Consider the following 25,375-nt stretch of genomic DNA (forward strand, 5'->3'; position numbering starts at 1 on the left):
GACGTGTTTGGAAGGACGGTGAGCGTCTACCGGCAGATGACGTCTGCGGGCCCGAGCGACAGTGCGGTCGGTGATGGCGGCTACTCTGGCCCCGTGCAGTCGACAACGAGCCCGCAGGGGCTTCAGCTTATCGCCTCCGGGCTGATAGCGGAGATCCAGTCCGGCGCGGTAGGGCGCCGCGGGCAATCCGCGGGCACCTTGCCGACCGACGTCGTCTATGCGCCGACGTGGACGATCTACATCCCGTCCACCGCGGTGGGGCAGTACACGGTGCGCGACCGCGACATTATCGTGGACGATGAGGGCTATCGCTACGAAGTCGGCCAGAATTACTGGAACATTCTTGGCTACAAACTGACGTGCATCCGTTTGGAGGCATAAATGGCCGACCTTTCGGATGTGACGGCATACCTGAAATCTCAGGCCATATCGGCCGTCTATCCTAACGGTACATTGCAGCCGAGTATCGTGGGGCTGGACTGCCTCGTTGTCGAAGGCTGGCCTAACGCCGCGAAGCTCGATCTCGATGTCGCCGGCATGACGCTGGACAATTCGAGGAAGCCGCCCTTAGAGGTGCAGCGCCCGAACGGCCCGCGTATGAACGTCAGCGTGTTCCCGATGGCGGGGACTGGCGTCAGTACCTACCAGATACAGGACGAGACCCGCATCATCTCGCAGCCGACCTACGGAATTACGTTCGTGGTCATTGGCGATGTGATCTATGCCTCGGGACAGCCGGGCCCCGGCGAGTACCTCACAGTCGAGGCGGACCGGCAATTCATCTATTCGGCAACGGGCGCGACACTTCCTGCCATCCTCTCAACCCTGGCCACACAGGCGCAAGCGAACTACCCAACCGCGAGCTCAACAGCAACGTCGCTGAGCATCCCCGCCAAGTTCTCATTCTCCGTAAGGCAGGGCGGTGTCGGCGTGATGGGCAAGGTGACGTGGCGCCAGAAGCATTGCGTCATGGTCAGCGTGTGGGCCGATACGCCCGATCACCGCACGACGCTCGCTAGCGCGGTCGACAATCTGATCAAGCAGAACCTCAAGGTGTCCATGCCGGATACCTCACAGGCCGTCATCCGCTACAGCCGCACCAATGTGATCGATGAGGGCGAGGCGAGGACGGTCTATCGCCGCGATCTCATTTACGAGGCCGAATACGCCACGTTGGAAGAGTTCCCCGGCTATGTCGTGACATCGGTCACGATAGACATCGCCAACCCGAGCAACACCGCAATCGCGACCGCCATCGTCTGAGAGAGGTCACCGTGCAATATCACCTGATCTGTGTCCACGACTTCCACGGCTACCACAAGGGGCAGAGGGTCACCGATCCCTCGGAGGTCGAAAGACTGATGAAGGATCGCGACCACCACTTCGTCAGGGTGCCTGCATCGGAAGGTGGTGAGCCCGAGCCCAGTGCAGACGACTAACAGAGCCGTCAGATCAACCCAATGACCCGCCCTTCGAGGCGGGTTTTTTATTTGGAGAAAGTTAGATGACGACCGGCACTGTTTTCCTCGACGGTCAGCAGAATTTGGCGGCACTTACCGTGCCGGGCGTCTATGGGGACATCATCCTCCCCACGCCGCAACTTCTCGGCACGCCGACCAACATCGAAGGCCTTGTGGGTGTTGCAAGCTGGGGTCCGCTCAATGCGGTGATGGGTGTTTCGAAGCCGTCGGATATGGCGACCACGTTCGGTCCGCCGATGATCCGCCCCTATGACATGTCATCTTATGTGTCGGCCGCCTCGCAGGTCGGTGGCGCGATCGGCTTTTTCTGTGTGCGCGTGTCTGACGGCACAGACCTCGCTGCTACTGCAAACATCGGCGGCGTCACCATCACCGGCAAGTATACTGGAGTTCTCGGCAACAAGATCAACGTGTCGATCCAGAATGGCTCGCTGGCCAATTCGTGGATGCCTGTGGTTGGCTTCCCGGGCATCGTCCCGGAGCAATTCAACAACATCACCGGCCCGACGCCGGCAACCGGCAGCGCCACATTCTCAGGCCAGCCCTCCAATAATGACGTCCTGACCATCGGCGGCACGTCGGTCACGTTCGTGACTGCGAATCCAGTGGGCAGCCAGGTCCAGATTGGATCGTCGCTTGCCGTGACGCTGTCGAATCTCTTGGCCTTCCTGCTGGCATCGTCGGACGTCAACCTCGTCAAATTCAGCTATGCGCTGTCCAGTAACGTGCTGGCGTTCTCGGCCAACCAGTTCGTTAACTCCGGCGGCAGCGCTGGCGCTTCGGGCAACTCTCTGACCCTCGCCAAGGTTTCGACCGCCATTACGCTGTCTGGTGCCACCCTGACTGGTGGTGCAGGCACTTGGCAGACCTTCTGGAACAACGTCGCCAGCGTCATCAACAGCGGTAACGCCTTCCATGGGCCGAGCCAGTTTGTGATCGCGACGGCAAACGTCTCCACGGTCCCGCCGACGCTATCTACCCAGACGACCCTGTCGGGCGGCACTGATGGCGCGTCCAACGTCACCGACGCCACGCTGATGGGGCAGGACATCACCCCGCGAAAGGGCATGTTCGCCCTGCGTAATGCCGGTGTCGACTGCTTCACGCTCTGCGATCTCTCGACGGTTGCTGACTATGCGGCGATTGCCTCGTTTGCGCTGTCGGAGACTTGCTACGCGATCTTTGCATCGCCATCGGGTGACACCATCGCGAACTGCCTTGCGACCATAACCAATGCTGGCGTCGACACGCCTTGGTTCAAGTACATCCTCGGAGACTGGCCGACCTTCTATGATAGCTTTAACGGTGTCTCGCGGCTGATCAACCCGTCCGCGTTCGGCATCGGAATCTTCGGCAACCTGTCGCCTCAACTCGGATCTCTCAACAAGCCACTGCAGGGTATCTCGGCAACCCAGCGCTCGACGTTGGGCCAGACCTATTCCGACACCGAGTTGTCGCAGATCAACACCGGCCGCATCGACGTCATCCTGCCCCCGTCGAGTTCGCCGGGCGGCTATTACTTCTCGTTCGCATCGGGCCGCAACGCCTCGTCGAATACGGCTGCCAATAGCGACATCTATCCAAGGCTGACCAACTTCCTGATCCGCGCTGCGCAGAGCAAGGCGGCGGGGAGCTTCGTGGGCCAGTTGCAGTCGATCCAGCCCAACGACCAGACCCGCGCGAAAGCGAAGGCCCTGTTTGATGGTTTCTCGGCGCAGCTCGCCTCACCGCAGGTCGGGCTCGGCATCAACGGGCAGGGCATGATCGATGCGTGGTCGGTGCAGTGTGATTTGCTCAACAACCCGGCGCCACTGCAAGCACTTGGTTATCTCTTCCTGTACTGGCAGGTGAGGTATTTGAACGAAGTTCGTTACTTCGTTGTGAAGTTCGCCGGAGGTGGCAACGTAACCATCACCCCGCAGAGCACGCCGCCGACTCCGTCGCAGTTCCTGCCCTCGGCGAACACATCGCTCTAACCGACCCCAACGCCTTTGTCCTGATCGCCCCGCCCTAGCCGGCGGGTTTTTTGTTTGGAGACTTCAATGCCCACGAATACGATGAACATTGGCGTCGACTACTCGTTTTCCTACTTCGACGGTGCAAGCGGCATCCTGCTCGACATCTCCGACATCGAGGATGTCACCATCACCGCTATGAAGCACGACATCAAGGCGATGCCGTACAACAACCTTCCCCGTTACGACTATGTCGACGACGGCTTCCGCATCGAGTTCAGCATTGTGCGTACCAGCGCGACGCTGGAAAACTACATGATCACGCGCTCGCAGCAGCTTCTGAACGGGACGGTGCGGCAGCCGGGCTTCCTGAACCAGGCCATTATCAACCCCGATGGCTCGACCAGCCGGTATCAGTACGTCAACTGCGTCATCTTCCTCACCGACCACGGCAACATCAGCCGCGACAAGCCTGTGAAGCTGAAGCTTGAGGGAATGGCCAGCGCCAAGACGCAGATTGCCTAACAGTAGGAGAGTGCATGTCCACGGAAAGTGAGACAATCCTTGCGCGATACAAAACAGTAGAGAAAGAGGCCGACAAGCTTGGGCGCCTGATCGGAGTTCGGCGCCTGAGGCCTAGCGAGCAGGCCAAGGTCACGGGCATGACGCCCGAGCTGAGCGGCCACGATGAGGTCATGACGCCGGACGGCAACAAGGTGCAGATATCGCACCGGATGCCGCATGTTATCGCTGCCGCCGTGTGCATGATCAACGAGTCGCCCATTCCGTTCCCGCGCAATCGCGGCGAGCTTGACGCAATCTTCGATAAGCTTGACGCCGAGGGGTTGGCTGCGGCTGGTGCGGCACTCGGGCGCCTCGCAGAGGACTCGCCGGTCAACGGGGCCGAAGAAGCAAAAAACTAGTCGAGGACCCTGTTTTTCGGATGATCTGCTGGAGCATCCAGAATGGGGTCCCGTTCGATGTCGCCCATAACATGTTCGACCACGAGTTGCTGTCCTATTCGATTGTGTTCGCGTCGCTGAAGAACGGCGGGCAGGAATGGGACTGGGACCGAGGCGGGTTCATCGAGAAGCGGTGATCAATGCAGATTGGCGTCATCACGGTCGGCGGTCGGCAGGTCGGCGTCGTTAGTCTGACTGATGGTTATTCCGCAGATCCATTCGTCCCCGATCTTGATGGCTACGTGCCGCAGGGCCGGGCGGCAGAGCACACCTTGGGCGCTCCGTCTGGCGCGGCACACGCTCCGCATCGATATGCCTCGCACGGTCACGAGGCGCACACATCAGATCGCGCCCATCACCATACCGCGCACGAAGGCTATACGCCGCAGGGCAAGGACTATGCAGGGAGCGGCAGTCGTCCGGTCAGCCAAGGCTCGGCCGAGGTCGATCAAGCGATCGTGGAAGCGGCTCGTGCTCACCACCTCGATCCCAACACCATGCGAGCAATTGCCGACATCGAATCCGGCATGAACCCGTCGTCGAACGCCAACCGATCGACGCAGTACAAGGGACTCTACCAGATCGGCCACGACGAGTGGCGCAGGTTCGGGGGTGGCGGCAACATCTACTCGGCGCGCGAGAACGCAATGGGCGCGGCGCGGATGTTCGAGGCGAACCGGAATCAGTTCCGCGAGCACTTCCATCGCGATCCGACCGACGCCGAGCTTTACATGATGCACCAGCAGGGGTTGGGCTTCTATACGCGCGGTGCCATGACCAACATCAGCGGCAACCCGTATCCCGGAATGCACGGCGCTCAGACGCATGAGAGCTTCGAAGAAGGGTGGGGGCGCAGGCTGGCGCGAGGCAAGGCTGCATTCGCGGCCCGCCATGGTGATGAAGCGAAGGCCGAGAAGCCATTCGATCCGGAGACGTCGGTGCCATGAAGGAGTTCTCCCTCGCGAGTCTTGCCGCCTTCGCTACGGCGTCCGTCGTCGGACTGGATCGCGCCAAGCATGAGGCGTTGGAGCATGTCGCGGTGATCGTCGAGGACGGCGCGAAGGCGGCAATCGGCACGTATGAGTTCGGTTGGCCGTCGCTGGCACCTTCTACTCTTGCGAGAAAGTCGGCCGATACCCCGCTGCTGGAGACCGGAGAGATGCGCGACAGCATCCGCCACGAGGTAACCGGCGATACGGCTCGGATCGGGTCCGATCTCGACTATGCCCTGTATCAGGAAGTCGGCACGTCAAAGATTCCGCCACGATCATTCCTGATGGGGTCAGCGCTCCATCATAAGGAAGAGATTATCCACGCGGTCGGTCAGGAAGTGATGACGAAGCTAATTAGATAGCAGCCCCGTCATTGCGACAGCCAGGAAAAAAAGGGCCAAGCCGCAGGCTGCGCCGATAATAATCTTAAATACAAGAACGACGGCGCGAAGATACCAATTGATGTACGTCTTCGCGGCGGTAGATGCCCATCCTGTTCCTTGGATGGGCGGGGGGCGCCTCTCGGGAGGCCAGTCCCATTCCTGCTTCATGACGGAGTGACTCCTTGGAGACATGGAAAGTAGCAATCGCGCTCTCCATGAGCTCGAACCACAATGCCGTTCTGTCGGCGCTGTCTTCAAGCTTACTTGGGGTACACGCACAGGTAAACAAGCTCCAGGGCGGCTTCAATAAGTTGAAATCGGCGATTGGCGGCGCATTGAGCGTGACCGCCGGCATGGCGCTGTTCGGCGTCATGGAAAAAATCGTTGATAAAACAAAGGATTACAGCGACGAATTGGTGAAGCTGAAGCGGCTGGGCGGCGACATGCTGCCCGCCGTCACCAGCGGGGCAATGTCGCGTCAGGCATTCGATATCGCCCAGCGCGTACCCATGAATGTGACGGATCTGCTCAAGATTCCGGGTGCCAGCTATTCGATCCTCGGCCAAGATGACTCGATGAAGGTATGGGAATCTCTGGCCCGATTCTCGTGGGTCATGCAGAGCGACAAGGGCTACAAGGGCGACTCTGGCAAGGATTTGCAGGATCTGCTGCGCGCCAGTGAGTTGACCGGGCGATTGACCGACCCCAATACTCATAAGGCCGCCGTCGACGAGTTGCAGCGCTTCCTTGACCTGTCGGCCAAGGTGATGGCCGCCACGCATAACATGGTGAACCCGCAGACTCTGCTCGGCATGGCCAAGCAGGGTGGCTTCACGATGCGTGGGTTGAGTGACGAGGGCTTCATGACGCAGGCCATCATGGCGCAGGCCATGGGCGGTCCTCGCGCTGGCACGGCCTATCTATCGTTGTGGCAGCAGATGGCTGCCGGCACGATGTTCAAGCGCACGGCCGAGGGCATGCAGGACGTCAACCTGCTCAAGCCCGGTGAATGGCACACTGACCACGGTCGCGTCATTCTTGATAAGGGGGCCTCGCAGCGCCTGACCAAGCTGATCGGCAATGACCCGCTCGATCTTGCCGCCAATCTGGTGGAGCATTTCAAGCAGCAGGGCGTCACCGACCCAATGGAGCAGATGCGCCTCGTAATGCGGGCGCTGGGTCGTCAGACCACGCAGCGTTACACTGCAGAGGAAGTGACGAACTTCCACCAAATCATTGCAGAACGCAATCGCATGAAGCAGGGCCTCGGTGCTGGCGATGCGTTCGGCCTGCTCAACAACGAGTCCGTCACCGCCAATATGGTGGCGCTACAGAACGCGTGGACCAATCTGCTCACCGCGGTCGCGGGTCCCAACAGCGAGAACGTCATCGCTGTCCTGCAGAAGCTCACCAGCGTCATTAATTCGATGACCGCTAACGTCAATGGCATGAACCCGGAGACGCTGAAGAACATCGGAATCGGGTTTGGTATTCTCGCTGGTGCTCTGACTGGTGGGGGCCTCGTTGTCCTTGCGGCGGCGCTTGGTCCTGCCGGCTGGCTGGCTGCAGGATTGATTGCACTGGGCGCGGCGGCGGTTGCGTGGGGACCCCAGATCCAGGGCGCCATGGACAAGGTGCGGGACTTCTTCCTGAACCTTCAGCAGCGCGTACTGACCAGTATCTATTCCATGGGCGACGCAATCTACAACGCATTGAAGTCGGTGTGGGACAAGATCACCGCGCTGTTCTCTGGTGGCGGCTCCAAGGACCAATTCCAGAAGGATCTGGAGGAGCGCAACAAGCTCTATGTTCCGGGACGATTTGAACCCGGTGTGGGCGGGAAGAACCGCGAGCAATACGCGTTCTCGCTGAACATTGACGGAGACAGGATCGCGCAGGCGATCATAGACAAGATCGACTCGCGCTATCGCTACAGCACCAGTAGCCCGGCATTTAATGGCGGCGGACGCTTCGAGGCCTGACGCATGCCCACGGATGTATTGACGCTCGGCGGGATCGTCTTCGACGATTTCTCCACGCCCGAGACCATGATGGGCGGCGGTCAGCAGGCCATGGTTGTCCATAAGTTGCCCGGCGGCGCTCGTGTGATCGACACGTTGGGGCCCGATGAGGCCGACATCGCATGGCGAGGGTTCCTGTTCGGCGACAATGCCTACAACACGGCACTGGCGCTTGATGCGATGCGCGCGGCGGGGCAGGTCGTGCCGCTTTCTTGGGGCGGCCAGTTCCGCTCGGTGATCGTCAACACCTTCATCTACCGCGTCAGGCGCATGCCGGTGTGGGTGTTCTATGAGGTCATTTGCACCGTCACCCAGAATCCGCTGCTCGGTGCCCTTAGCGCCGTTCCATCCAGTATCGATACGCTGGTGCAGGGTGACCTAGCCTTGGCAATTGGCCTATGAGCATTCCCGCCAATATCACGGCCGAACTCGCCTACTTGCAGGGGCAGGTTGCTGCGGCATCCCCGCTTGCCAATGCGCCGTTTGCGACCATCAAGGCGATGCAGCTCAACGCTGGCAACCTGGTCAACGATGTGCAGGCGGCACTGACGGCACCGAGCGTGCTGGATACTTTCGCCGCTCCCCTTGATGCACCGAGCATCGTCGCTGGGTTTCAGGATGTCGTGACGGCGGCCGAAGATCAGAGCAAACTTTCGCTGATGCGCGGCGTGGTCGGGCGCGTCGCCTCAAATCTGGACCAGCTTGTCTGATGGCTCAAGAATTCATCGCAGCCACAATTCCAGCAAAGGTTCTCCGAGGCGTCAGCGGCACAAACCTTTTCATCATAGCGATGCGGCAGACCGGCGATCCGCTGCAATGGGTTGCCATCGCCGAACTCAACGGCCTGACCGACCCGTGGATCAATGGGCCGATGGATATCCTGATCCCTCCCGTTTTCCCGACAGGCACGCAGACTGGCATTCTAGGGTTGTGAGATGGCGATCACGTCGGGCGTTGGGCCACATGCCGCGTGGCTCAACGTAAATGGAACGTGGCCGATCGAGCATGGCAACGTAGCGCAGAGCGCCGACCGCAAGACGTCGTCGTTCTCCGGCGAAATCCCGATGGGCCTGCCGGGGGCGCGGGCGGCATTTGCAAGCCTCTCTGCCGGCACGGACGCCACTATCACCGTCATGACGCGCGGGCAAACCGCGACCCTGATGACCGGGGAAATCGACGAGGTCAATTTCGACTATATCCGGCGCGAAATCCACTTCCGGGGTCGCGACAAGTCGGGCGCGCTGCACGAGAACGTCACGAGCGAGAAATGGATCAACAAACTCCCATCGGATGTGGTGCGGGAACTGACTGGAAGGGTCGGGTTATCCGGCAACATTTCATCGAGTTCTGTAAAGGCTGGGAAGCAATTACAGCAGGACTTCGTCAAGCTCAGCGAGAACAACACCTTCGCGCAGATCATCCACGAGATGGCGCGGATTGACGGTGTTCGCTGGTGGGTCGATCCAAACGGCACGTTCCACTATGTGCCGTACGGAAGCCAGCAGGGCACCTACTCCATTTCTATCAATCAAGAGGTCGAACCAATCTCGGCGGACTGCATTGAGCTGCACGTGAGCCACAACCTGCAGGCGGCCCGTCCGATCGCAGTCACGGTCAAGGGCTGGCACTCGAAGAAACGGCAGATATTCCAGTATAAGTCCAACGTCGAGGGCTCTGGGCCGACGCGGACATATAACTATCAGGTCCCGACGCTGACTCAGGACCACGCCACCAAACGCGCCAAGTCGGAAGCGACCGAGAAGGCGCGGCATGAGTTCATCGTTTCCGCCACGGTGGTGGGCGACCCATCAGTACAGGCTGGGATGGGGCTGCAGCTGAGCGGCACCGACTTCGATCAGGTCTACGACATCGACGAGGTCCACCACGATTTCGGTATGAGCGGGCATCGTACCCACATCACGGCTCGCTCGCCCAAGTCAGGAAGGTCTGCTTCGTAAATGTCGGGCAATCTGGAGAACTTCGTCTTCAGCTGCATCGACCGCTATCACCGCGCCGCTCTTGGCGGCTCGTCCTATCACGAGCGGCACGCGATCGTCACGAGCTATGACCCCGAGCGGTACCTCGCCAAGGTCATGTATATGCCGGAAGGGCAGGAGTCCGGCTGGCTGCCGATCGAGACCGGGCACATCGGATCTGACTACGGTTTTGCTGTCGGCCTGCAGCCCGGTGATGGGAAGAAGTCCGGCGATCAGGTCATCGTTCGCTTCCAAGAGGGCGACCTAGAATCCGGCAAGATCGTCCAGCGCGTCCACTCCGATGACGACAAGCCGCCGACTGTGCAGTCCGGCGAAATGGTCATGTGGGCCAAGTTCAAGAAGTCCACTGGCAAGTCCACGATTGGAGACGACAGCACCGACGACGCATCGGGCAGCGACAACGATCAGGCGTCCGACGCTCAGGGTGGATCTGGCCAGCAGTTCTATTTCAAGAACGACGGCTCCGCGACGATCACTGACGGAAACGGTGCCACCATCGTCATGGACGGCAAGGGCAATATCACGCTGACCTGCAATAACTTGTCATTCAAAATCGGCGGCAATTGGATATCGGACATTGCGAAAGTGATGACCGCCGTCGCCGGCAGCGATCTTGGATTGTCGGCCGGCAACAACGCCCAGATCGCGTCCGGCAATATCACCGGCATCGAGGGCGCGAGCTTCGTCAACCTACAGGGTGGCGGCACCGTATCTGATGGCTCCGTATCGCCTTCGCAGGGCGGCTCGATGCAGCCGCCGACGACGGTGACGCCGTGACGACGCTGGCGGACTTCTCCTTCGTCATCAACAACGCGCTTGGCACCGTCCACGTCAACGCTGTCGGCGCGACGGTGTCCACAAGTGCGCTCGCCACCAACATCAATTATGTGCAGTTCGACGGCGCAACGGGCGTCGGCCAGATCATGTACAACGATCGGCCTTCGATCGCAGAGCAGTTCACGGACCCGTCGCCGTATCAGACCTATATCAACTCATGGATTAGCGCCGAGGCCGCGCTGCTGACCCTGCCGCTGACCCTTGCGCAAGCCAAGGCGGTCAAATGCGCGCTGGCGAGTGCCATCTGGGGTGTGAAGCGCCAGCAGCCGGTCAACGTCACCGTGACCGCAGGCAACTACAACTGGGACGCGTCAGACCTTGGCGTGTCGAGACTGAGCGCGATTGCGCCGTATATCTATATCGGCCCCGTCAACACTCTGATCGGCACCATCAACAGCGAGATGGCAACGCTGATCTCGGCGCTGAACACGAACGTCGGCGACTACAACGGATTTGTCACAGCCTACGGCTCCTTCGTCACCAACCTGCAAACCAACCTCAACACTTGGGTGGCGCACCTCAACACCTCAGAGGCGGCCGTCACCAATTGGGTGCAGCCCGGCAACATGACGGTGCCGGCGAGCGGCTCGCCGTCGAACATGGGCAACACATCATTCTCTGCTCTGTCTACGATCACGCCGCCGACGATGAACCTTCTTCCTGTCGGGGCGACGTCAAACGTCAGCCTGTCACCGGCGGACCTGGGCTCAATCTTGCAGGCCATTGCGACACAGAACGCGCGTGAGGCGCTCGCCAACGCAACTATTCAGGCGGCGGTGAACGCGCTCTCCACAATCTCGGCGGTGGTCGCCTACGACGTGACAACGGGGTGGTGAGGTGGCTGACGTCTCGCTGGAATGGAACGCCGACTTCATGGTCGACGCGACCGGAGACCTGTTGGTCATCGATGGCGACGATGAGGTCAGGCAGCGCTTGGAGCGTCGCCTTTTTACAGCCGTGCAAGGTTATGTTTGGCACCCGTCATACGGGGCGGGTCTACCGCAGAAGATCGGCAGCGTGCTGTCCGCATCCCAAATCCGCTCAATCGTTGCATCTCAACTCGCGGAGGAGGCGTCGGTCGCACCAAACCCGCCGCCACAACTGACCGTCGCAACCGATCTGAACAACTCGGGCGCGGTCAGGATCGGCATTCAATATTTCGACGCGCAGACCGGCGTGTCTGTGAGTTTCGCGATAACGTCGTGAGGAATTGATGGCGTCCTTACCAACCAAATCCGAGCCGACGATCGTCTCGGAGGGGGTCGCCGGGATTCAGGGGCGTGCCAGCAAGCTGATCAACTTTGCCACCGGCTCGACGCTGCGCGCGATCGTCGAGGGCTTCGCCGGTGTGTTCCTGTGGATGCAGGGCCTCGTGCTGCTGGTCTTGCAGGCCTCGCGGCTTTCGACGGCAGAGGGCGACGACGTCGACACCTTCACTGTCGATTTCATGAAACCGTTGCCGGGCAGCCAGACCGCAACATTGCCGGGCGGGTCACCACGTCTCGGCGCGCAGGCTGCAAGCGGGCAGGTGACGTTTGCGCGCTTCACTGCGGCCCCCAGCTCCTGCTTTATCCCAGCTGCGGGTGGCGTGACCACCACTGGTGCAATCACCAATGCCGGCCCCAACAATGCGGCCACGGTATTAACCAACGACGGCACCAATCAGACCTTTGTCGTCACGGTAGACACGGCGAACCCTTATTACTCGGCCACGCTTGGCGGTTATACGCTGCCGGCAAACCAAGCCTCCTTCAATGTGCCGGTCGAGGCCCTGATCGCAGGCAGCGCTGGCAATGTTCAGGCCGGCACCATTAGTCTGATCTCCAGCCCGATCACCGGCATCGATACAGTCAATAACGTTGCATCCTTCACGAATGGCGCGGATCAGGAATCCGACAGCCAGCTGAAGCGACGTTTCTCGGCCTACATCCTTGGACTTGCCCGTGGTGACCACTACGGCCTCAACGCCTCGATCGAGGGCACCGACGTCACGGTGCAATATGCACTGACCGAACTCTACAATTACGACGGCTCCTATCATCCCGCCTATTTCTTCGTCGTCGCCGATGATGGATCTGGATCGCCGTCACCAGCCTTCATGCAGATGATTACGGATGCCGCAAATGCGGTACGGCCGCTCGGCATTCAATGTGCCGTATTCCCGACCGTGCTGTTCACGGCGAACGTGCAAATGCAGATCACGACACTGCAGGGCTACAACCATGATGTGGTCGTGGCGCAGGTCTCCAATGCGGTTGCGACCAACATCAATCTGCTCGGTTTGGGAAAGGCGCTTTCAATCGGACAGATCTCGGCATGGGCCTATGCCGTACCGGGGGTCGTGCCCGGTAATGGCGTCGCCGGTGTCACGCTCAATGGTGCCATCGGTGATGCCGCCACCATCGTGCCTAGCAAGCTCACACAGGATGGCAAGAACACGATCATTTACGGTTCGGTAAAAGCCGGGGTCATGGTGATCTCGTGATCGATAGCGGCGATCCCACCGTCACCGGCACGCCAGCCAATATCCAAAACCGCGTCCAAGGCGTCGTGCCTCGGCGCTGGTGGAGTTGGACGGCGTGGAACACCGGCATCGTTAGCGCCATCGTCGGCGGTCTCTCCGATCTCGCATCGTGGTGCTACAGCCTGATCCCATACGCCAAGGCTCAGACGCGCCTTGCAACCGCTTACGGTGTCTGGCTCGACATCTGGTCTTATGACTTCCTTGGCATGGTGCTGCCGCGTAACGGTGCCATCGACGACGCGTTCCGGGTTCTGATCAAGACCATGATCCTGCAGGAGCGGGTCACCCGCGCCGGCATGTCGAACGTCATCAATCAGCTCACAAGTGCTGCTCCAGCGGTCTTTGAGCCGTGGAATACCGGAGATACGGGCGCTTATTCGAGCCCGAGGGCCAATGGCTTCAAGTGCGGCCAGTTCGGCTACGGCGTCGGCAACGGCGGCTATGGCAACATGAACCTGCCGGGCCAGGTCTTCATTGGCCTCTTCCGTACCGGCTTCAGCGGCATCCCGAACGTTGACGGCTGGGGCGGCTCATCCGCCGGTTATGGCGTCGGCACCATCGAATATGCCGGCAAGTACACAACGCTCACCGGCATTACGAACCAGATGATCCTCGATGCCATCGAGAACACGAAACCGACCGGCGTTACCTGCTGGGTGACGTTCCTCGGTTCGCCGACGCCGTCGATCCTCACCAGTGAGTCCGGCGCAATCCTGACGTCTGAAAATAGTTCGGAGCTGCTGGCAAAATGATCAAGAAGGCACTCTTGGCGTTAGGCCTGATCGCCGTCGCCACGCAGCCGCTGCGCGCCCAGACATTCCAGAACTATTCGTCCTACGTTCTCGGCCTGCCCCCGGTGGCATTCCTCGTTGGTAACGAGAAGTTCGCGGTCATCCAGTCGACCCAGCCACGGTCGGCAACTGCGCAGCAGATCCTCGGCGCTATCAACGGCGACTGCCATTTCACGTCGTCAATCATATGCGACAGATCGAATGGTGCTCCATTTGCGCCGAGTGCGTTTGCCAACGCCCTGAACGCAAGCAACATCAATCAGGGCACGCTTGCCAGCGCCAGGATGTCGCCGGTCGCCCTCGGGACGAACGGCACAAATGGCGGTGTCGTAGGCCAACTCACGCTTGGTAACGGTGGCTGCGGCGGCACAACGGCCGCATCGTGCCTCAACAACATTGCTCCGACACCGACCCGTGCGGGTGACATTCTTCGCTGGAATGGTACGGCGTGGGTGACCATCCCCGGCAACACAGGCTCGATTGGTATTCTCCAAGAAGATGCCAGCGGTAACGCAAGCTGGGTCGCGCCGGGCTCTGGTACGGTTATGCAGGTCAACACCGGGGGCATGGCGACGGGCGGCCCGTTCACTACCAGCGGCACCGTCACCGTCACCGCAGCGGCCAAGTCGGACCAGCAGGCAGCCTCTTCGTCCACGCGGGCCGTCACGCCCTCCCAACAACAATCCCATCCAAGCGCGGCCAAGGCCTGGGTCAACTTCACTGGATCTGGTTCGAATGGTGCTGAGACAATCAATGCGAGCTACAACGTCAGCAGCGTCACCCGCACCAGTCCAGGTTCGTACACGATCAGCTTCACAACACCATTTGCCGCAACCAACTACGCCTGCTCTGTCACCGCATTTTCTGGTGGATCGTTCGGCTGGGGGCAGGTGGTCAGTGCGGCGACCGGCAGCGTCTCCATTGCGTTCGTCACGATTAGTGGCGGCTCACTCGTAGGCTTCGATCCCGTTGGACAGGTCATCTGCTTCGGGACGCAGTGAAGCCAACTTTCAAATACGCCCATCCAAACCCCGCCCTTGAGGCGGGTTTTTTATTGGAGAGCGGCTAGAGCAGGAGACCGAGAGATCGCATGTGTTCCATAGGGTCTCTGGCGTGTTTTTTGAGATTACATGGCCCGCATAGCAACTGGATGTTTTGGGCCAATTTGTGCCGCCTCTTGCCAGAGGTGTGATGTGGTCGGTGTGATCTTCGTCGCCGAGTTTACGGCGACAAATCGCGCATCGGTTGCGCTGTAATTTTCTGATCCTGGTGATATCGTCTGCGGTGTGGAATCCTTCTGCGGCTCGGCGTCGAGCCCGACTGACCCGATGGTATAGACGAGATTTCTCAGGATTAGCAGCTTGCCAAGCGCGATCCTTGGCTCGTTTACGCTCCTTATTCTCTTCTCTCCATCGCTTACCGCTAGCAAGGCAGGCTTCGTGATTCTCGTACCAATACTTCTTCATATAATGGATTTGAGATTCGCGATTGGCTGAGTACCAAGCAGCGCGCGTGACCTTGCCGCGCCCTTGGTTGTCCCTGAACCACTTCCTGGCTCGTGCTTTGGCGCACTCCTTACAAGTCGCGCTGTAGCCAGACTTGCTCCTGCCGTTCCGGTGAAAATCGGTGAACGGCTTCGACTCTCTACACACCGAACATCTCTGCATGACGCCCACTCTACCATAAGTGGAGCGCCAAAGGGAAACTTTATGGACAGACCCATAGTTTACAGCGCGGCCCTCCCGCAGACGACCGACGTGCTCAATGTCGGCAAGTTCGGGATGGTCGGCACCGCGTGGCTCTCGCAGGCGCTGCTCGGCCCCAATACCGTCGTTGCCGGATTAACGTGTCAGCCGACGTCTCCCACCGCCTCGCTCAACGTCGTCATCGGGCCGGGCTCAATCTACCAGCTCGATCCAACAGATTCGACGTCGTATGGCGATCTCGGAGTCGACAGCACTGTCATCATGAAGCAGGGCCTGTTTCCGGTGGCCCAGTCGCTCACGATCACGCCGCCGGCAACGACTGGCTTCTCCATGACCTATCTGGTCGAGGCGGCGCTGCAGGATACCGACTCCGGCATTACCGTCCTGAGTTATTTCAACTCCGCGAACCCGGCGCAGCCATTCAGCGGACCATCGAACTCCGGTTCATCCAACGCCACGACACGCACCTCGGTCGTGGCCGTGACGCTCAAGGCCGGCGTTCCTGCCGCAACCGGCAGTCAGCTTGCCCCCAATGTCGATCCCGGCTTCGTCGGGCTCTACACCATCACGGTCGCCAACGGTGCGACGCAGATCCTGTCCGGCAATATCGTTCAACTTCCCCTTGCGCCATTCTTTCCGACGCTTCCATCAGTACCAAACAACGTTCAGCTGCAATCCTGGGTTTATGCTGGCACCGATACCGGCGCCGCCAACGCTTACGTCATCACGTTCGGGGCGAACGATCCGGTCCCGACCTCCTACACGGTCGGCATGAAGGTGAGTTTCACGGCTCAGCATGCCAACACGGGCGCCAGCACCATCAATGTGAACGGTCTCGGTGCGGTCTCAATCTTCCGCGCATCCGGCGTCGCGGTCGCCAGCGGCGACATCAGCTCCGGCCAGATCGTCGAACTGACCTATGACGGCGCCCACTTCCAGATGGCGAACTATCTGGGCAGCGGCACCAACACGAACTCCAGCACGGTGGTCGGTGTCCCGTATGTCGCTGACACCGGCACCCAGAACCAGCTTATTGCGACGTTCAGCCCGGCTATCACAAGCGGCCAGCAGGTCGCAGGTCTCGTCGTCACGGTCAAACTTGCCAACAACATCACCGGCGCCTGCACGATCAACGTCAACGGCCTCGGCGTCAAGAATGTCACGCTCGGCGACGGCACCAACCCGCCGTTCAATGCCTTCGTCGCCGGCATGGACTTGATGATCGAATACGACGGTACCGAGTACCAGATCGTCAACACCTCGGCCGGCATGTTCTATCGCCGGCCGACTGGCAATATCAATATCTACGTCAATACCTCGACGGGCTCCGACACGCTCTATGACGGCACCAGCGCCACGGTGACGGGCGTCGGCACGGCCGGGCCGTTGAAGACGATCGGCAAGGCAATGCTGGTTGCGTTCGGCTATGCGCCGAGTCAGTTCTCAATCACGATCCAGGTTGCCGCTGGTACCTACAGCGAAGCGGTCGCGACCCCTGCTTATGCTGGTCCGAATGTCATCATCAATGGCGCGAGCACAGGCAGCGTCACCATCAGCAGTGGTGCCGCGAACTGCATCGAGGTGCAGGGGCCAAACACCATGACCGTGCAAAACCTGACCATCCAGAACAATGGCAACCCGAATGCCGTAGGCTTTGCCGCAGTGTCGGGTGCCACGATGACCACCAGCACTACGGCGAGTAACACGGTCGGCGGCCCAGTGTTCTACGCCAACGCCGGCGGCACGATGAACCCCGGGTCGCACACGTTCAGCGGCGGTTGCGAAGCGCTGTTTGGGGGATTCTTTCAGGGCACCGTCTTCGTCACCAGCAGCACGTACACATTTTCGACGCCCATCTCCGTGTCGATTGCATCGGCGCTGGCATTCAACGGCACCGTCAATATCAACAACCAAACGCCGCCAAATTTCGTCAACGCCAATTTCGTCAGCGGTGGCAAGTACTCTGTCCAACTGAACGGGGTCATCACTGCCCAGACGTTGGGCGTCAATTTCCTACCCGGCACAATAGCCGGGGCTTCGTTGTCGAACACCGGCGGCCAATATTTGCCATGATCCCAAATCTGATCCCGAGCGATTGGTACTGGGCGGCTAAAGACGGCCGCATCTATTCCAGTAGGCGCGACGCCTTCGTCTACTATGCCGATCCGGCATTCGAGGCCGGCAATTCGTCGCCATGGCCAACTGACGCAACCGGCAAGCAGACCAACGCCGCACTGCTCGCCGTGCTCCAGTTCTACGGCCTGACCAGCAAGGCCCTGAAGTGAGCGGCAATCTTTACTGAATCTTTCCCGCGCGGAGTTCTCATGAGTACGCTGCTTGGAATGCCATGGCAGGATATCCTGCCGTGGTTGGCGGTGATTGTCGCATTGTTAACGCTGCCTTGGGTGGCGTTGATTATCGTCTATGTCGGTGGTCTGATCCAGCTATCGAAGACACGATCTCTCAACGATAAGCTGCTCGACTCGATCGATAAGGCTCTTGAAAGGGCACAGACGGCCGCCCACGGGCCTGCCCCGGTGCCCGCCCCTGTACCGCCCCCGACTCCGGCCCCCGCACAGACGCCCGCACCCGCGCCGCCAGCCCAGCCCCCGCAGACTGCGCCGCCAGCGCCCGCCGCGCCCTATGCCAATGCGCCATGGGTCAATCTGGCGTTGCACGAGATCGGCTTCCACGAGACCGGCAACAACCAAGGCATCTCCCGCTACATCGCCATGGCCCATTGCGGGGCCGAGGGTGACCCGTGGTGCGCGATATTTGCCAACGCCATGCTTGAGCAGGCGGGTGTGCCGGGTACGAAGTCGCCATCCTCGCAATCCTTCCGCACCGATCCGAACTTCATCCCGCTCAGCCAGCCCGCGCGTGGCGCGATCGTCGTCTATTGGCGCATCTCCAAGGCCAGCGGGCAGGGGCATGTCGGCTTCTATTGGGGCGAGGATTCCGCCCATGTCTGGACCCTCGGCGGCAACGAGAACGACATGGTCCAGATCGAGGCCTTGCCGAAGGATAGCTCCTCGTTTGGCCTGATCGGGTATTGGTGGCCGAAGGGTGTGCCGCTGCCCAAGGGTGGCCCCGTGATGATGCCGGCGGGTTCTCCGGTCAGTATCCAGGCTACGCCAGCCGTCGCATCAGCGCCCACGTCTGCCCCGGCAAACGGCGTCCAGACCAATATCACCGCGACTGTGTTCGGCGGCCAGACCTCGGCCTATGGCCCGCCGATCAACGACAACAGCCCCGGCGTCGCGCTGCCGTATCGGTTCTCTAGCCCGAGGCCGCGGGTGCGCGTCATGAACGCAAGCACCAATGCTTCGGTCGACTGCGACATCGTCGATATCGGCCCGTGGAACATCAACGATCCCTATTGGCAAACCGGCGCGCGTCCGCAGGCCGAGAGCGGCACCGACCTCGGCCAGACAGGCAAGGTCCGCCAGACAAACAAAGCCGGAATAGACCTCACCGCCGCCGCTGCGAAGGCAGTAGGGGTCGATGGGAAAGGCTTGGTCTCGTGGAGCTTCATCGACGATCCATCATCCCCGAAAGTTTCGTAAAGGAGAGAGTAAATGACTGTTGATATCAAGAGCGTCGCCGGTACCGTTGCCACGGTCGACGAGACCGTGATGCAGGCGCTGCCGTTCATCTCTGCCATCATCGGCTTCGTTCCCGGCGCGGCGGTCGCTGTCCCGTTCATGCCGCTGGTCGGCGAGGCGCTCATGGCGCTCGACAACGCCGCCAAGGCGGTTGCGGCGGGCAACAACGGCGCCGCGGTTCAGGACATCTTCACCGAGATCATGAACCATCTGACGCCCGGCAAGCCGAACTCTACGGCGCTATCGGCCACCACTCCGTAAGGGGGCGTCCATGACCCCCGAGCAAGTCAGGGAGATCGCCGAAGACGTCGCAAGAATCGTCGCCGCAGAAGCGGCAAAGGAGGCCGTCAAGGAGACTCTCACGGCGCTCGGGGTGAAGGTCGACAATCTCCCGGAGGAACAGCAGGTGTGGGCCTTCGCCCGTACCATGCAGCAGGGGACGCATCGCGGCGTTCGTGTGCTGATCACCAGCACGCTCGGCGCGGTCGTCACCCTGGTTGTCGGATGGATCTGGTACGCTTTCTTCAAGCAGATACCCCCGCATCCGTAAAGACCACCACGTCGGCGTGTTCGAACCGCGCCGACGTTGCTTCGTCCAACCCACGGGGCCTATATGCCCGCGCCTAGATGCTCTGATGAAGAGTTCATGCAACTCTTTAGCCAGATGGGTGCCGCCAAGCTTGCAAGGCACCTTGGTATCACGTCTGAAAGGCAAGTCTACGCACGACGACGCGCCATTGAGACTCGTTTATCGGCGTCTATCCCGCCGCCGATGGTCGGCGGACCGCCGAGCTTCAACTATCCCGGTTGCGTCAATCTCTCCCTGAAGAACGGCACCATTCTCGTCGGTGGAGATTTCCACCTCTGGCCCGGCAGAAACCCCGTATGCTTGCGGGCTTTCAAAAAGTTCGTCGACGACATCAAGCCAGATGTGGTGATCCTCAACGGTGACGTTTTGGACTTCCCCAAGATCAGCCGACACCCCCAGAACTGGGAGAGTGCGCCTGATGTTTGGGAGGAGCTAGAATGCGCGCAGGACCACTTGCACGACATCGAGCAGCGCTGCAAGCGCGGGGCTAAGAAGGTCTGGCCGATCGGTAATCATGACCAAAGGTTCGAGAACCTTCTCGCCAACTCAACTCCGCAGTTGAAGAAGGTCAAAGGAGTCCATCTAGCCGATCATTTCCCGAACTGGGAAAAGGCTATGTCGTGCATGGTTAATTACGGCCTTGAGGCTGGTCGTACCATGATCAAGCACAAGCCGATGGGCAACGGCAAGCATTCTGCGTACAACGCCGTCAAGGCAACTGGCACGCACACTATATTCAATCATCTGCACGCGCAGAAAATCAGCCCGGTCTCCGATTATCGCCCCTTTGATCTCTATGGCGTGGACACCGGATGCATCGCTGACAAGGAAGATCAGGCCTTCGGATACACAGAGAACAATCCTCTGGACTGGCGGTCGGGCTTCGCACTGCTGACCTACCTCGACGGACGCCTGATGTGTCCCGAGTTAATTACGAAGCTGACCGACACCTCGGTCTACTTTCGCGGGCAAGTCATCCGAGTGTGAGGTCTGGTCGTGAACGTCGCAACTTGCCTCCAAGGCTTGCCGCGCACGCTCAAGATAGGGGCCTATGACTGGGCGGTCGTCGTCATCGACGGCGAGCACGATCTGTGCGGGCAGGCTGTCTTTGCGGAAGACCAAATACGTCTCTGGCCGGCCAACATCACGACACCCGGCCACGCCGTCGGCATCGTGCTGCACGAATGCTACCACGTCATCTACCACAATGAGAGCTTGCGCACGAAGCGGCTCAATGGTTCGCGTGAAGAGGCGATCGTGGCCGGTTTCGAGATCGGGACAATCTCGCTGCTGCGCGATAACCCCAAGCTGCTCACATGGATGAAACGTTGGCTGGGGGCGAACCGATGACCGCATACCTGATTCAAGAGGTCGACGGCCTCGCCAAAGCCGAGATCATCCGCTATCTCAACGCGCAAGAGCCGGACACATTCCCGGCACTGTCTGACAAGCATTTGAATGGTTACTGGTGGCTTGCTCGATCGGCCCATAACCACATCGTCGGTATGGCGGGTATGGTGCCATTCTTCGAGCGCGACGACGGCATTGGTTATTTCAAGCGCACCTATGTCGTAGAGGGGGCAAGGGGCAGGGGCATCCAGCGCCTTTTTATGGCCGCCAGAGAGGCCAAGGCTAAGGAGGTCGGTTACCGACTCCTAGTGTCCGAGGCGTTCGAAAATCCGCATTCCGAGCGAAATTTCTTGGCATTCGGATTCGAGACGTTCATACCGGAACAACCTTGGGGCAAGCCTGGTTCGACGTATTTCCGCAAGAGGATTTGATGCGACGTTGCTACGTGGCTGGACGAATTAGAAGCCAGAGGGATTACCGGGAGCGGTTCGCCAAGGCGGCCGAAAGACTCAGGCGCGAGGGCTGGTCTGTCTACAACCCGGCAGCCGCAAACCTTGAAGGCCTGCCGCTGGCACGCATCATGGCTCACGTTCTCCCGCAACTCTGTGAGTGTGACGCCATCGCGATGCTGCCGGGTTGGTGGATGCGGCTCGGCGGCGCATGGATTGAGTATCTGCTGGCACGGTATCTAGGATTACAGCGAATCTATCTCTAGCCACTGCGCACCGTTCCAAATGATGCGGACGGGGTCGAGTGGCACCATAGACGCCAGCGGCTCCCACGGCGAAGGCGTAAGCGGCATAAGCTGCCGTATCTCGCCCATTGCGGGCTTGCGGTCGGGACGAACGGGCAGCAGCTCATAAGTTACGACGTGTTCGCCGTTGTTAAGTTTGGTCAGTAAAGATTCAATCATAGGATGCCTCTGATTTTAACCTAACCTATAAGCAAGAAGAACCGCCGCCTCATCTGGCCCCGCTGCTCCGAAGGGAGTGGCGGGGCTTTTTTGTCGTTTAGGCATCATCGCCCATATCGTCTATGCCGTCGCTCCACATTCCATCCAAAATGCTGTCCAGATCCTGAACCAAGTCAGAGACGCTATACTCAGCCGTAAGACTCACATTTCCGGGAAGCTCATGCAGCCAATCACGCAGGGTCTGGAGATCAGAACCACTTAGGCGCTCATTTTTATCGAATGGTCTAAGTTCCGTCTTCATTTGCGCTTCCTCAGGGCGACTTACGGTTAGCGATCTGTAGCAGAATGTCTGCATGACACGGCTGGTCAAGTGGACAGAAGCAGGCCAGATTTTTGCCCTTCAGGATGCGCCTAGCGGCCTCTGCGAGCGACGAATCCGGCGGGCAATAGCCGGCAAATTGAACAACAGCATATGCCCGGCCGATCGCATCGTTCGTTGGCGCTTTGAACGGATTCCCCCAATCTGTTCCGCGGCCGACATAGACCGTATTTGGCGGCATGCGCCATCCCTTCGTTCGTTTCCGTTGGATGCGCTGTGGCTGACTGTCTGTCATGGCTTACCTATCTCAGGGCGATCGCCGCCGAGAGTCATGCTTGGCCTGCACAAAGCAGGCCCCGGCCGCAAAGCCGAGCATGAAGACGGAGACGGTTAAAAGGATCAGGTCGCCCATTGTGGCTTATCTCAGGGGGATGGGCGGGGAAGGTGGGGTAGCGCCATCCAGTGTGTCGGTTCATCGCCCGGCATCTCGCCAAACTTAGACCGCTCGCTCGTGCCAGAGTAATACCAACGTCCGGCCGCTGTGTAGAAATGCCCCATGCGTATCCATTTCTTCTCGGCGTGGCATAGCAGTAGCCACGGGCCGAATGGCCCCTTCAGGGCTTTGGGTGCGGTTGAAATCGGTTGCCAGCCTGTCATGGCTTATGAACGGCGCTCAAGATCGGCGACAAGCTTTCGCACGTCTACCTTCGGCCGTTCGCTCATTACAGGGCCTTCCGTGGCGCGGCCACTTTCTATCTCGTCCATAGCCTTGTTTATTTCAGCGCAAATCTCTTCTGCGGTCGCAGGCTTATCGCCGCGCGTGATCTTGAAATTCACAAGTTTCCGGTTCGGATCGCCGAATAGCCTATCCTGAAGGCGCTTTTGTTCCGGTCCCATGTGTTCCATCCCTATTTAAGAAAACCGGCCAGCAAGACAAACCATCGTCGAAAGAAGCCTCGCTGTTTCGGTCGATATCGGTAGTGCCTTAAGTTCGGATTTGTCACGGTTCACCCCTGTTTATGATTGCTGAAGTCTGCGAGCGCGGCGCGCTTTGATTTTCTCGATAGATGCTTTGACCTGGTCCAATTCTCCGTGCCGTAGCTTGCGACTCCTTGTGCCTCTATACGTCGCGTCAGAGGTGAACATTCCAGCGTCCTCTATGCCACACTCGATGAGGTCTTGCCGATCGGCGTCTGATTCATCGCCCATGTTCTACTCCCTTGTCCGTTGGTTGCTGTTTAAGACTGAACGAGACGGTTTTTATGGCGCTCGACCGCCTCGGCCGCGCGCTTGTCCTGCCGTTCGATGGCGCGATCCATGATCGTGCTCTTTGCCATCCGTTCTCGGCACGATACCAACAGCGCATCAACGTCGCACAAGTCCGATTCGAGCGAGGCAATATAGGCCCGAAGCTCGTTTATGTTTCTCTGCCAGCTCACAGCTACCCTCCCTGCTCAGGATAGACCGTCAGAAGGCCATCGAGCGCGCCATTCGAGACATCGTTCGCACTCATCAATCCATCCTCCGTCTTTGGTACCGCTGCCAACCGCCCGGCGCCATTGGTGCCCCAGCAACCAGCATATTAATTTCCGCAGCTTCATCGTCGTTCCTCGGTCAGAGCCGGCGGCGTGCGGCTAGCGATATCTGGCGCTTGCTCTCGCCGTCGAATTTAAATGCCTCAATGTCGCGGCCAAGGTGTTCGAGAATAAGCTCGATCACCTCGTCTTTTTCTTCCGGCGACAATTCAGAAAACTTCGGGTTCGTCAGTTCCATGGCAAATCCTCGGTCACGAAAATAGCTTTATGGCTTCGCCGACCAGAAAGCCCAGCGCTAGGCCGATGAAAAGTTGCGCTTGCCATGGCAGTCTCACGTCCGCTCTCCATTCACGAACGGCAACCGCGCCAGCGGCAGCCAAGAAGCCAGTCTAGCGCTCGACCAATATATCCGACTTCTCGACCGCATCGCTGGCAGCACCAATTTGGATGTCTGGTCCGGTATCGGATGTGACGAAAATTAGGATTGCTCATTGCCAGTCTTCGGTCGCGTCATAGACGTATTGGTCATCTTCGTCGTCGGGCCCACCCCATGGCCAAACGTTCCATTGCTGCGCCCATTCCGCTGATGCGCGCATAAAGGAGCCCATATCGGCAAAATCACTCTTGCGAGGTTTGGGTGGTCGTTCCTTCACCTTGCGCCTCCATCGCCATTCGAGACGCGCGGGCCAATATTTGAAAGCGCGCCGATCGCTTGGGTGCGTTGGAGCCCATCGGCAGCGCTCCCTGTGATAATTTCTAAGGAGCGGCGCATGACCTCATGCTCATTCAAAATCTCCGGAAGGTTGATTGCTTCTAGAATCGACGAAACCTGCCTGCGCCAAATCCCCGCCATTCGCAGCCACTCCATTTCCTTAACCTCGTCGTTGTAACCTTGATAGATCGACGATCGCCAGAGGGCCCGAGCGCCGGCTTCGATCATTTCGTCAGGAATCATGGTGCCCATCTCCATTCGCGACCGGAGGGAAGTCCTCCGGATCAAGGCTCTCAACCGGGTCAAGCGCCATCTGAGCGCCGCGGTCGGTCAGATAGAAATGAGCCAATTTCCCGCCGCCTTTCTCCCGCATGGCGAGTCCTCTGCTGACAAGATCATTCCAACGTTCCTCTGCATCGGTTCCGATGCTCGCAAAGTACCTGTTGCGAAATGAACGGCGTTGATCGTTCGGTAGTCCGAGAGCGGCGCGGGCCATTTTCAATTGGTCACGAGTCATGGTCCATCGCCCTACCGATTTTCGCCAATCTTGACCGGCTCATTCAGCAGGTACGCCACCTGCTTCTCAAGTTTGGCCACTCGCTTTTCCAGATCGTCGTTATGCTTGGCGTCATGCTTCTTGGTGTTTCGTTCGGTGCTCATTGTTGAGATCCTTTCGTCACTCGGGGCCTCTTCGGCACCCATA

The 25,375-nt window shown here is 59.6% G+C and carries 38 protein-coding genes; 28 read left to right on the forward strand and 10 right to left on the reverse strand.

Annotated features, from left to right (window positions below):
- Positions 1–3: 3 nt before the first annotated feature.
- The 28 genes from A3AI_RS0117530 to A3AI_RS50260 all read left to right on the forward strand — a co-directional run bounded on the left by A3AI_RS0117530 (position 4) and on the right by A3AI_RS50260 (position 21,908).
- Positions 4–381, forward strand: coding sequence for a hypothetical protein (locus A3AI_RS0117530; protein ID WP_156927828.1), 378 nt, complete (start codon positions 4–6; stop codon positions 379–381).
- The gene (locus A3AI_RS0117535) at positions 382–1,263 is read left to right on the forward strand and encodes a hypothetical protein (protein ID WP_024516848.1); all 882 of its coding nucleotides are present in this window, start codon (positions 382–384) and stop codon (positions 1,261–1,263) included. It abuts the gene before it with no gap.
- A 241-nt stretch (positions 1,264–1,504) separates the two neighbouring features.
- Positions 1,505–3,457 (forward strand): hypothetical protein, encoded by a 1,953-nt coding sequence (locus A3AI_RS45305; RefSeq protein ID WP_024516849.1) that lies wholly within the window; start codon positions 1,505–1,507, stop codon positions 3,455–3,457.
- A 66-nt stretch (positions 3,458–3,523) separates the two neighbouring features.
- Complete coding sequence (locus tag A3AI_RS0117550) at positions 3,524–3,961, forward strand: hypothetical protein (RefSeq protein WP_036048651.1); 438 nt, start codon at positions 3,524–3,526, stop codon at positions 3,959–3,961.
- Between the two features lie 137 nt (positions 3,962–4,098).
- A complete protein-coding gene (locus A3AI_RS0117555; RefSeq protein ID WP_198030137.1) occupies positions 4,099–4,359 on the forward strand; it encodes a hypothetical protein in 261 nt (86 codons plus the stop codon).
- A 20-nt stretch (positions 4,360–4,379) separates the two neighbouring features.
- Positions 4,380–4,535 carry a hypothetical protein gene (locus A3AI_RS47635; RefSeq protein WP_156927829.1) on the forward strand — a complete coding sequence of 52 codons (156 nt, stop codon included), beginning with the start codon at positions 4,380–4,382 and terminating at the stop codon, positions 4,533–4,535.
- A 3-nt stretch (positions 4,536–4,538) separates the two neighbouring features.
- Complete coding sequence (locus tag A3AI_RS45310; RefSeq protein WP_024516852.1) at positions 4,539–5,345, forward strand: lysozyme family protein; 807 nt, start codon at positions 4,539–4,541, stop codon at positions 5,343–5,345.
- Positions 5,342–5,752, forward strand: a complete 411-nt coding sequence (locus A3AI_RS0117570) for a phage virion morphogenesis protein (RefSeq protein WP_024516853.1) — start codon at positions 5,342–5,344, stop codon at positions 5,750–5,752. Before A3AI_RS45310 ends, A3AI_RS0117570 begins: the two co-directional genes overlap by 4 nt.
- A gap of 203 nt (positions 5,753–5,955) precedes the next feature.
- Positions 5,956–7,755, forward strand: a complete 1,800-nt coding sequence (locus tag A3AI_RS0117580; RefSeq protein ID WP_156927830.1) for a phage tail tape measure protein — start codon at positions 5,956–5,958, stop codon at positions 7,753–7,755.
- 3 nt (positions 7,756–7,758) lie between these two features.
- Positions 7,759–8,196, forward strand: a complete 438-nt coding sequence (locus A3AI_RS42910; protein WP_024516856.1) for a hypothetical protein — start codon at positions 7,759–7,761, stop codon at positions 8,194–8,196.
- Entirely contained in the window at positions 8,193–8,504 is a 312-nt protein-coding gene (locus A3AI_RS0117590) for a hypothetical protein (RefSeq protein ID WP_024516857.1), read from the forward strand. The genes A3AI_RS42910 and A3AI_RS0117590 overlap by 4 nt, the downstream gene beginning before the upstream one ends.
- Positions 8,504–8,728 carry a hypothetical protein gene (locus A3AI_RS0117595; RefSeq protein ID WP_024516858.1) on the forward strand — a complete coding sequence of 75 codons (225 nt, stop codon included), beginning with the start codon at positions 8,504–8,506 and terminating at the stop codon, positions 8,726–8,728. Before A3AI_RS0117590 ends, A3AI_RS0117595 begins: the two co-directional genes overlap by 1 nt.
- Position 8,729: 1 nt before the next feature.
- Positions 8,730–9,752, forward strand: coding sequence for a phage late control D family protein (locus tag A3AI_RS0117600; protein ID WP_024516859.1), 1,023 nt, complete (start codon positions 8,730–8,732; stop codon positions 9,750–9,752).
- A complete protein-coding gene (locus tag A3AI_RS45315; RefSeq protein ID WP_051382432.1) occupies positions 9,753–10,568 on the forward strand; it encodes a hypothetical protein in 816 nt (271 codons plus the stop codon).
- On the forward strand, positions 10,565–11,464 hold the full coding sequence (locus A3AI_RS0117610) for a hypothetical protein (RefSeq protein ID WP_024516861.1): 900 nt from the start codon (positions 10,565–10,567) through the stop codon (positions 11,462–11,464). The genes A3AI_RS45315 and A3AI_RS0117610 overlap by 4 nt, the downstream gene beginning before the upstream one ends.
- A gap of 37 nt (positions 11,465–11,501) precedes the next feature.
- Complete coding sequence (locus A3AI_RS0117615) at positions 11,502–11,834, forward strand: hypothetical protein (protein ID WP_063615486.1); 333 nt, start codon at positions 11,502–11,504, stop codon at positions 11,832–11,834.
- Positions 11,835–11,841: 7 nt separating this feature from the next.
- A complete protein-coding gene (locus A3AI_RS0117620; protein ID WP_024516863.1) occupies positions 11,842–13,113 on the forward strand; it encodes a baseplate J/gp47 family protein in 1,272 nt (423 codons plus the stop codon).
- On the forward strand, positions 13,110–13,904 hold the full coding sequence (locus A3AI_RS42920) for a UCP028438 family phage-derived protein (protein WP_024516864.1): 795 nt from the start codon (positions 13,110–13,112) through the stop codon (positions 13,902–13,904). The genes A3AI_RS0117620 and A3AI_RS42920 overlap by 4 nt, the downstream gene beginning before the upstream one ends.
- Positions 13,901–14,944, forward strand: a complete 1,044-nt coding sequence (locus tag A3AI_RS0117630) for a hypothetical protein (RefSeq protein ID WP_024516865.1) — start codon at positions 13,901–13,903, stop codon at positions 14,942–14,944. Before A3AI_RS42920 ends, A3AI_RS0117630 begins: the two co-directional genes overlap by 4 nt.
- A gap of 708 nt (positions 14,945–15,652) precedes the next feature.
- Complete coding sequence (locus A3AI_RS45320) at positions 15,653–17,722, forward strand: hypothetical protein (RefSeq protein ID WP_051382433.1); 2,070 nt, start codon at positions 15,653–15,655, stop codon at positions 17,720–17,722.
- Positions 17,719–17,934: a hypothetical protein gene (locus tag A3AI_RS0117640; protein WP_024516867.1), complete on the forward strand. Its 216-nt coding sequence runs from the start codon at positions 17,719–17,721 to the stop codon at positions 17,932–17,934. The genes A3AI_RS45320 and A3AI_RS0117640 overlap by 4 nt, the downstream gene beginning before the upstream one ends.
- Positions 17,935–17,973: 39 nt before the next feature.
- Positions 17,974–19,215 carry a DUF8814 domain-containing protein gene (locus tag A3AI_RS49340; protein ID WP_063615482.1) on the forward strand — a complete coding sequence of 414 codons (1,242 nt, stop codon included), beginning with the start codon at positions 17,974–17,976 and terminating at the stop codon, positions 19,213–19,215.
- Positions 19,216–19,227: 12 nt separating this feature from the next.
- Positions 19,228–19,515, forward strand: coding sequence for a hypothetical protein (locus A3AI_RS0117650; RefSeq protein WP_024516869.1), 288 nt, complete (start codon positions 19,228–19,230; stop codon positions 19,513–19,515).
- A 10-nt stretch (positions 19,516–19,525) separates the two neighbouring features.
- Entirely contained in the window at positions 19,526–19,804 is a 279-nt protein-coding gene (locus A3AI_RS0117655; protein ID WP_024516870.1) for a hypothetical protein, read from the forward strand.
- Between the two features lie 96 nt (positions 19,805–19,900).
- Positions 19,901–20,830 carry a metallophosphoesterase gene (locus tag A3AI_RS0117660; RefSeq protein ID WP_036048657.1) on the forward strand — a complete coding sequence of 310 codons (930 nt, stop codon included), beginning with the start codon at positions 19,901–19,903 and terminating at the stop codon, positions 20,828–20,830.
- A 9-nt stretch (positions 20,831–20,839) separates the two neighbouring features.
- On the forward strand, positions 20,840–21,193 hold the full coding sequence (locus A3AI_RS47640; RefSeq protein WP_036048659.1) for a hypothetical protein: 354 nt from the start codon (positions 20,840–20,842) through the stop codon (positions 21,191–21,193).
- Positions 21,190–21,624 (forward strand): GNAT family N-acetyltransferase, encoded by a 435-nt coding sequence (locus A3AI_RS42940; protein WP_024516873.1) that lies wholly within the window; start codon positions 21,190–21,192, stop codon positions 21,622–21,624. The genes A3AI_RS47640 and A3AI_RS42940 overlap by 4 nt, the downstream gene beginning before the upstream one ends.
- Positions 21,624–21,908 carry a DUF4406 domain-containing protein gene (locus tag A3AI_RS50260; RefSeq protein ID WP_024516874.1) on the forward strand — a complete coding sequence of 95 codons (285 nt, stop codon included), beginning with the start codon at positions 21,624–21,626 and terminating at the stop codon, positions 21,906–21,908. The genes A3AI_RS42940 and A3AI_RS50260 overlap by 1 nt, the downstream gene beginning before the upstream one ends.
- Here the strand turns inward: A3AI_RS50260 and A3AI_RS48775 are convergent.
- The 10 genes from A3AI_RS48775 to A3AI_RS49955 form a co-directional block, all read right to left on the reverse strand.
- Positions 21,888–22,106, reverse strand: coding sequence for a hypothetical protein (locus A3AI_RS48775; RefSeq protein WP_036048661.1), 219 nt, complete (start codon positions 22,104–22,106; stop codon positions 21,888–21,890). The two genes, A3AI_RS50260 and A3AI_RS48775, sit on opposite strands and share 21 nt — an antisense overlap.
- A 97-nt stretch (positions 22,107–22,203) precedes the next feature.
- Positions 22,204–22,407, reverse strand: a complete 204-nt coding sequence (locus A3AI_RS0117680; protein WP_024516875.1) for a hypothetical protein — start codon at positions 22,405–22,407, stop codon at positions 22,204–22,206.
- A 10-nt stretch (positions 22,408–22,417) separates the two neighbouring features.
- Positions 22,418–22,720 carry a DUF4326 domain-containing protein gene (locus tag A3AI_RS0117685; protein ID WP_036048663.1) on the reverse strand — a complete coding sequence of 101 codons (303 nt, stop codon included), beginning with the start codon at positions 22,718–22,720 and terminating at the stop codon, positions 22,418–22,420.
- Between the two features lie 365 nt (positions 22,721–23,085).
- Positions 23,086–23,322, reverse strand: a complete 237-nt coding sequence (locus A3AI_RS0117690; protein ID WP_036048665.1) for a hypothetical protein — start codon at positions 23,320–23,322, stop codon at positions 23,086–23,088.
- A gap of 341 nt (positions 23,323–23,663) precedes the next feature.
- Entirely contained in the window at positions 23,664–23,864 is a 201-nt protein-coding gene (locus tag A3AI_RS47645) for a hypothetical protein (protein ID WP_156927831.1), read from the reverse strand.
- A gap of 175 nt (positions 23,865–24,039) precedes the next feature.
- Positions 24,040–24,198, reverse strand: coding sequence for a hypothetical protein (locus A3AI_RS47650; RefSeq protein ID WP_156927832.1), 159 nt, complete (start codon positions 24,196–24,198; stop codon positions 24,040–24,042).
- 250 nt (positions 24,199–24,448) lie between these two features.
- Positions 24,449–24,613, reverse strand: a complete 165-nt coding sequence (locus A3AI_RS47655) for a hypothetical protein (RefSeq protein ID WP_156927833.1) — start codon at positions 24,611–24,613, stop codon at positions 24,449–24,451.
- The gene (locus A3AI_RS0117705; protein WP_036048670.1) at positions 24,610–24,915 is read right to left on the reverse strand and encodes a hypothetical protein; all 306 of its coding nucleotides are present in this window, start codon (positions 24,913–24,915) and stop codon (positions 24,610–24,612) included. The genes A3AI_RS47655 and A3AI_RS0117705 overlap by 4 nt, the downstream gene beginning before the upstream one ends.
- The gene (locus A3AI_RS47660; protein WP_024516879.1) at positions 24,905–25,189 is read right to left on the reverse strand and encodes a hypothetical protein; all 285 of its coding nucleotides are present in this window, start codon (positions 25,187–25,189) and stop codon (positions 24,905–24,907) included. Before A3AI_RS47660 ends, A3AI_RS0117705 begins: the two co-directional genes overlap by 11 nt.
- Positions 25,190–25,200: 11 nt before the next feature.
- The gene (locus A3AI_RS49955; protein WP_283807246.1) at positions 25,201–25,332 is read right to left on the reverse strand and encodes a hypothetical protein; all 132 of its coding nucleotides are present in this window, start codon (positions 25,330–25,332) and stop codon (positions 25,201–25,203) included.
- Between the last annotated feature and the right edge of the window lie 43 nt (positions 25,333–25,375).

It is taken from the genome of Bradyrhizobium sp. Tv2a-2 (assembly GCF_000472425.1).
Classification (GTDB): domain Bacteria; phylum Pseudomonadota; class Alphaproteobacteria; order Rhizobiales; family Xanthobacteraceae; genus Bradyrhizobium.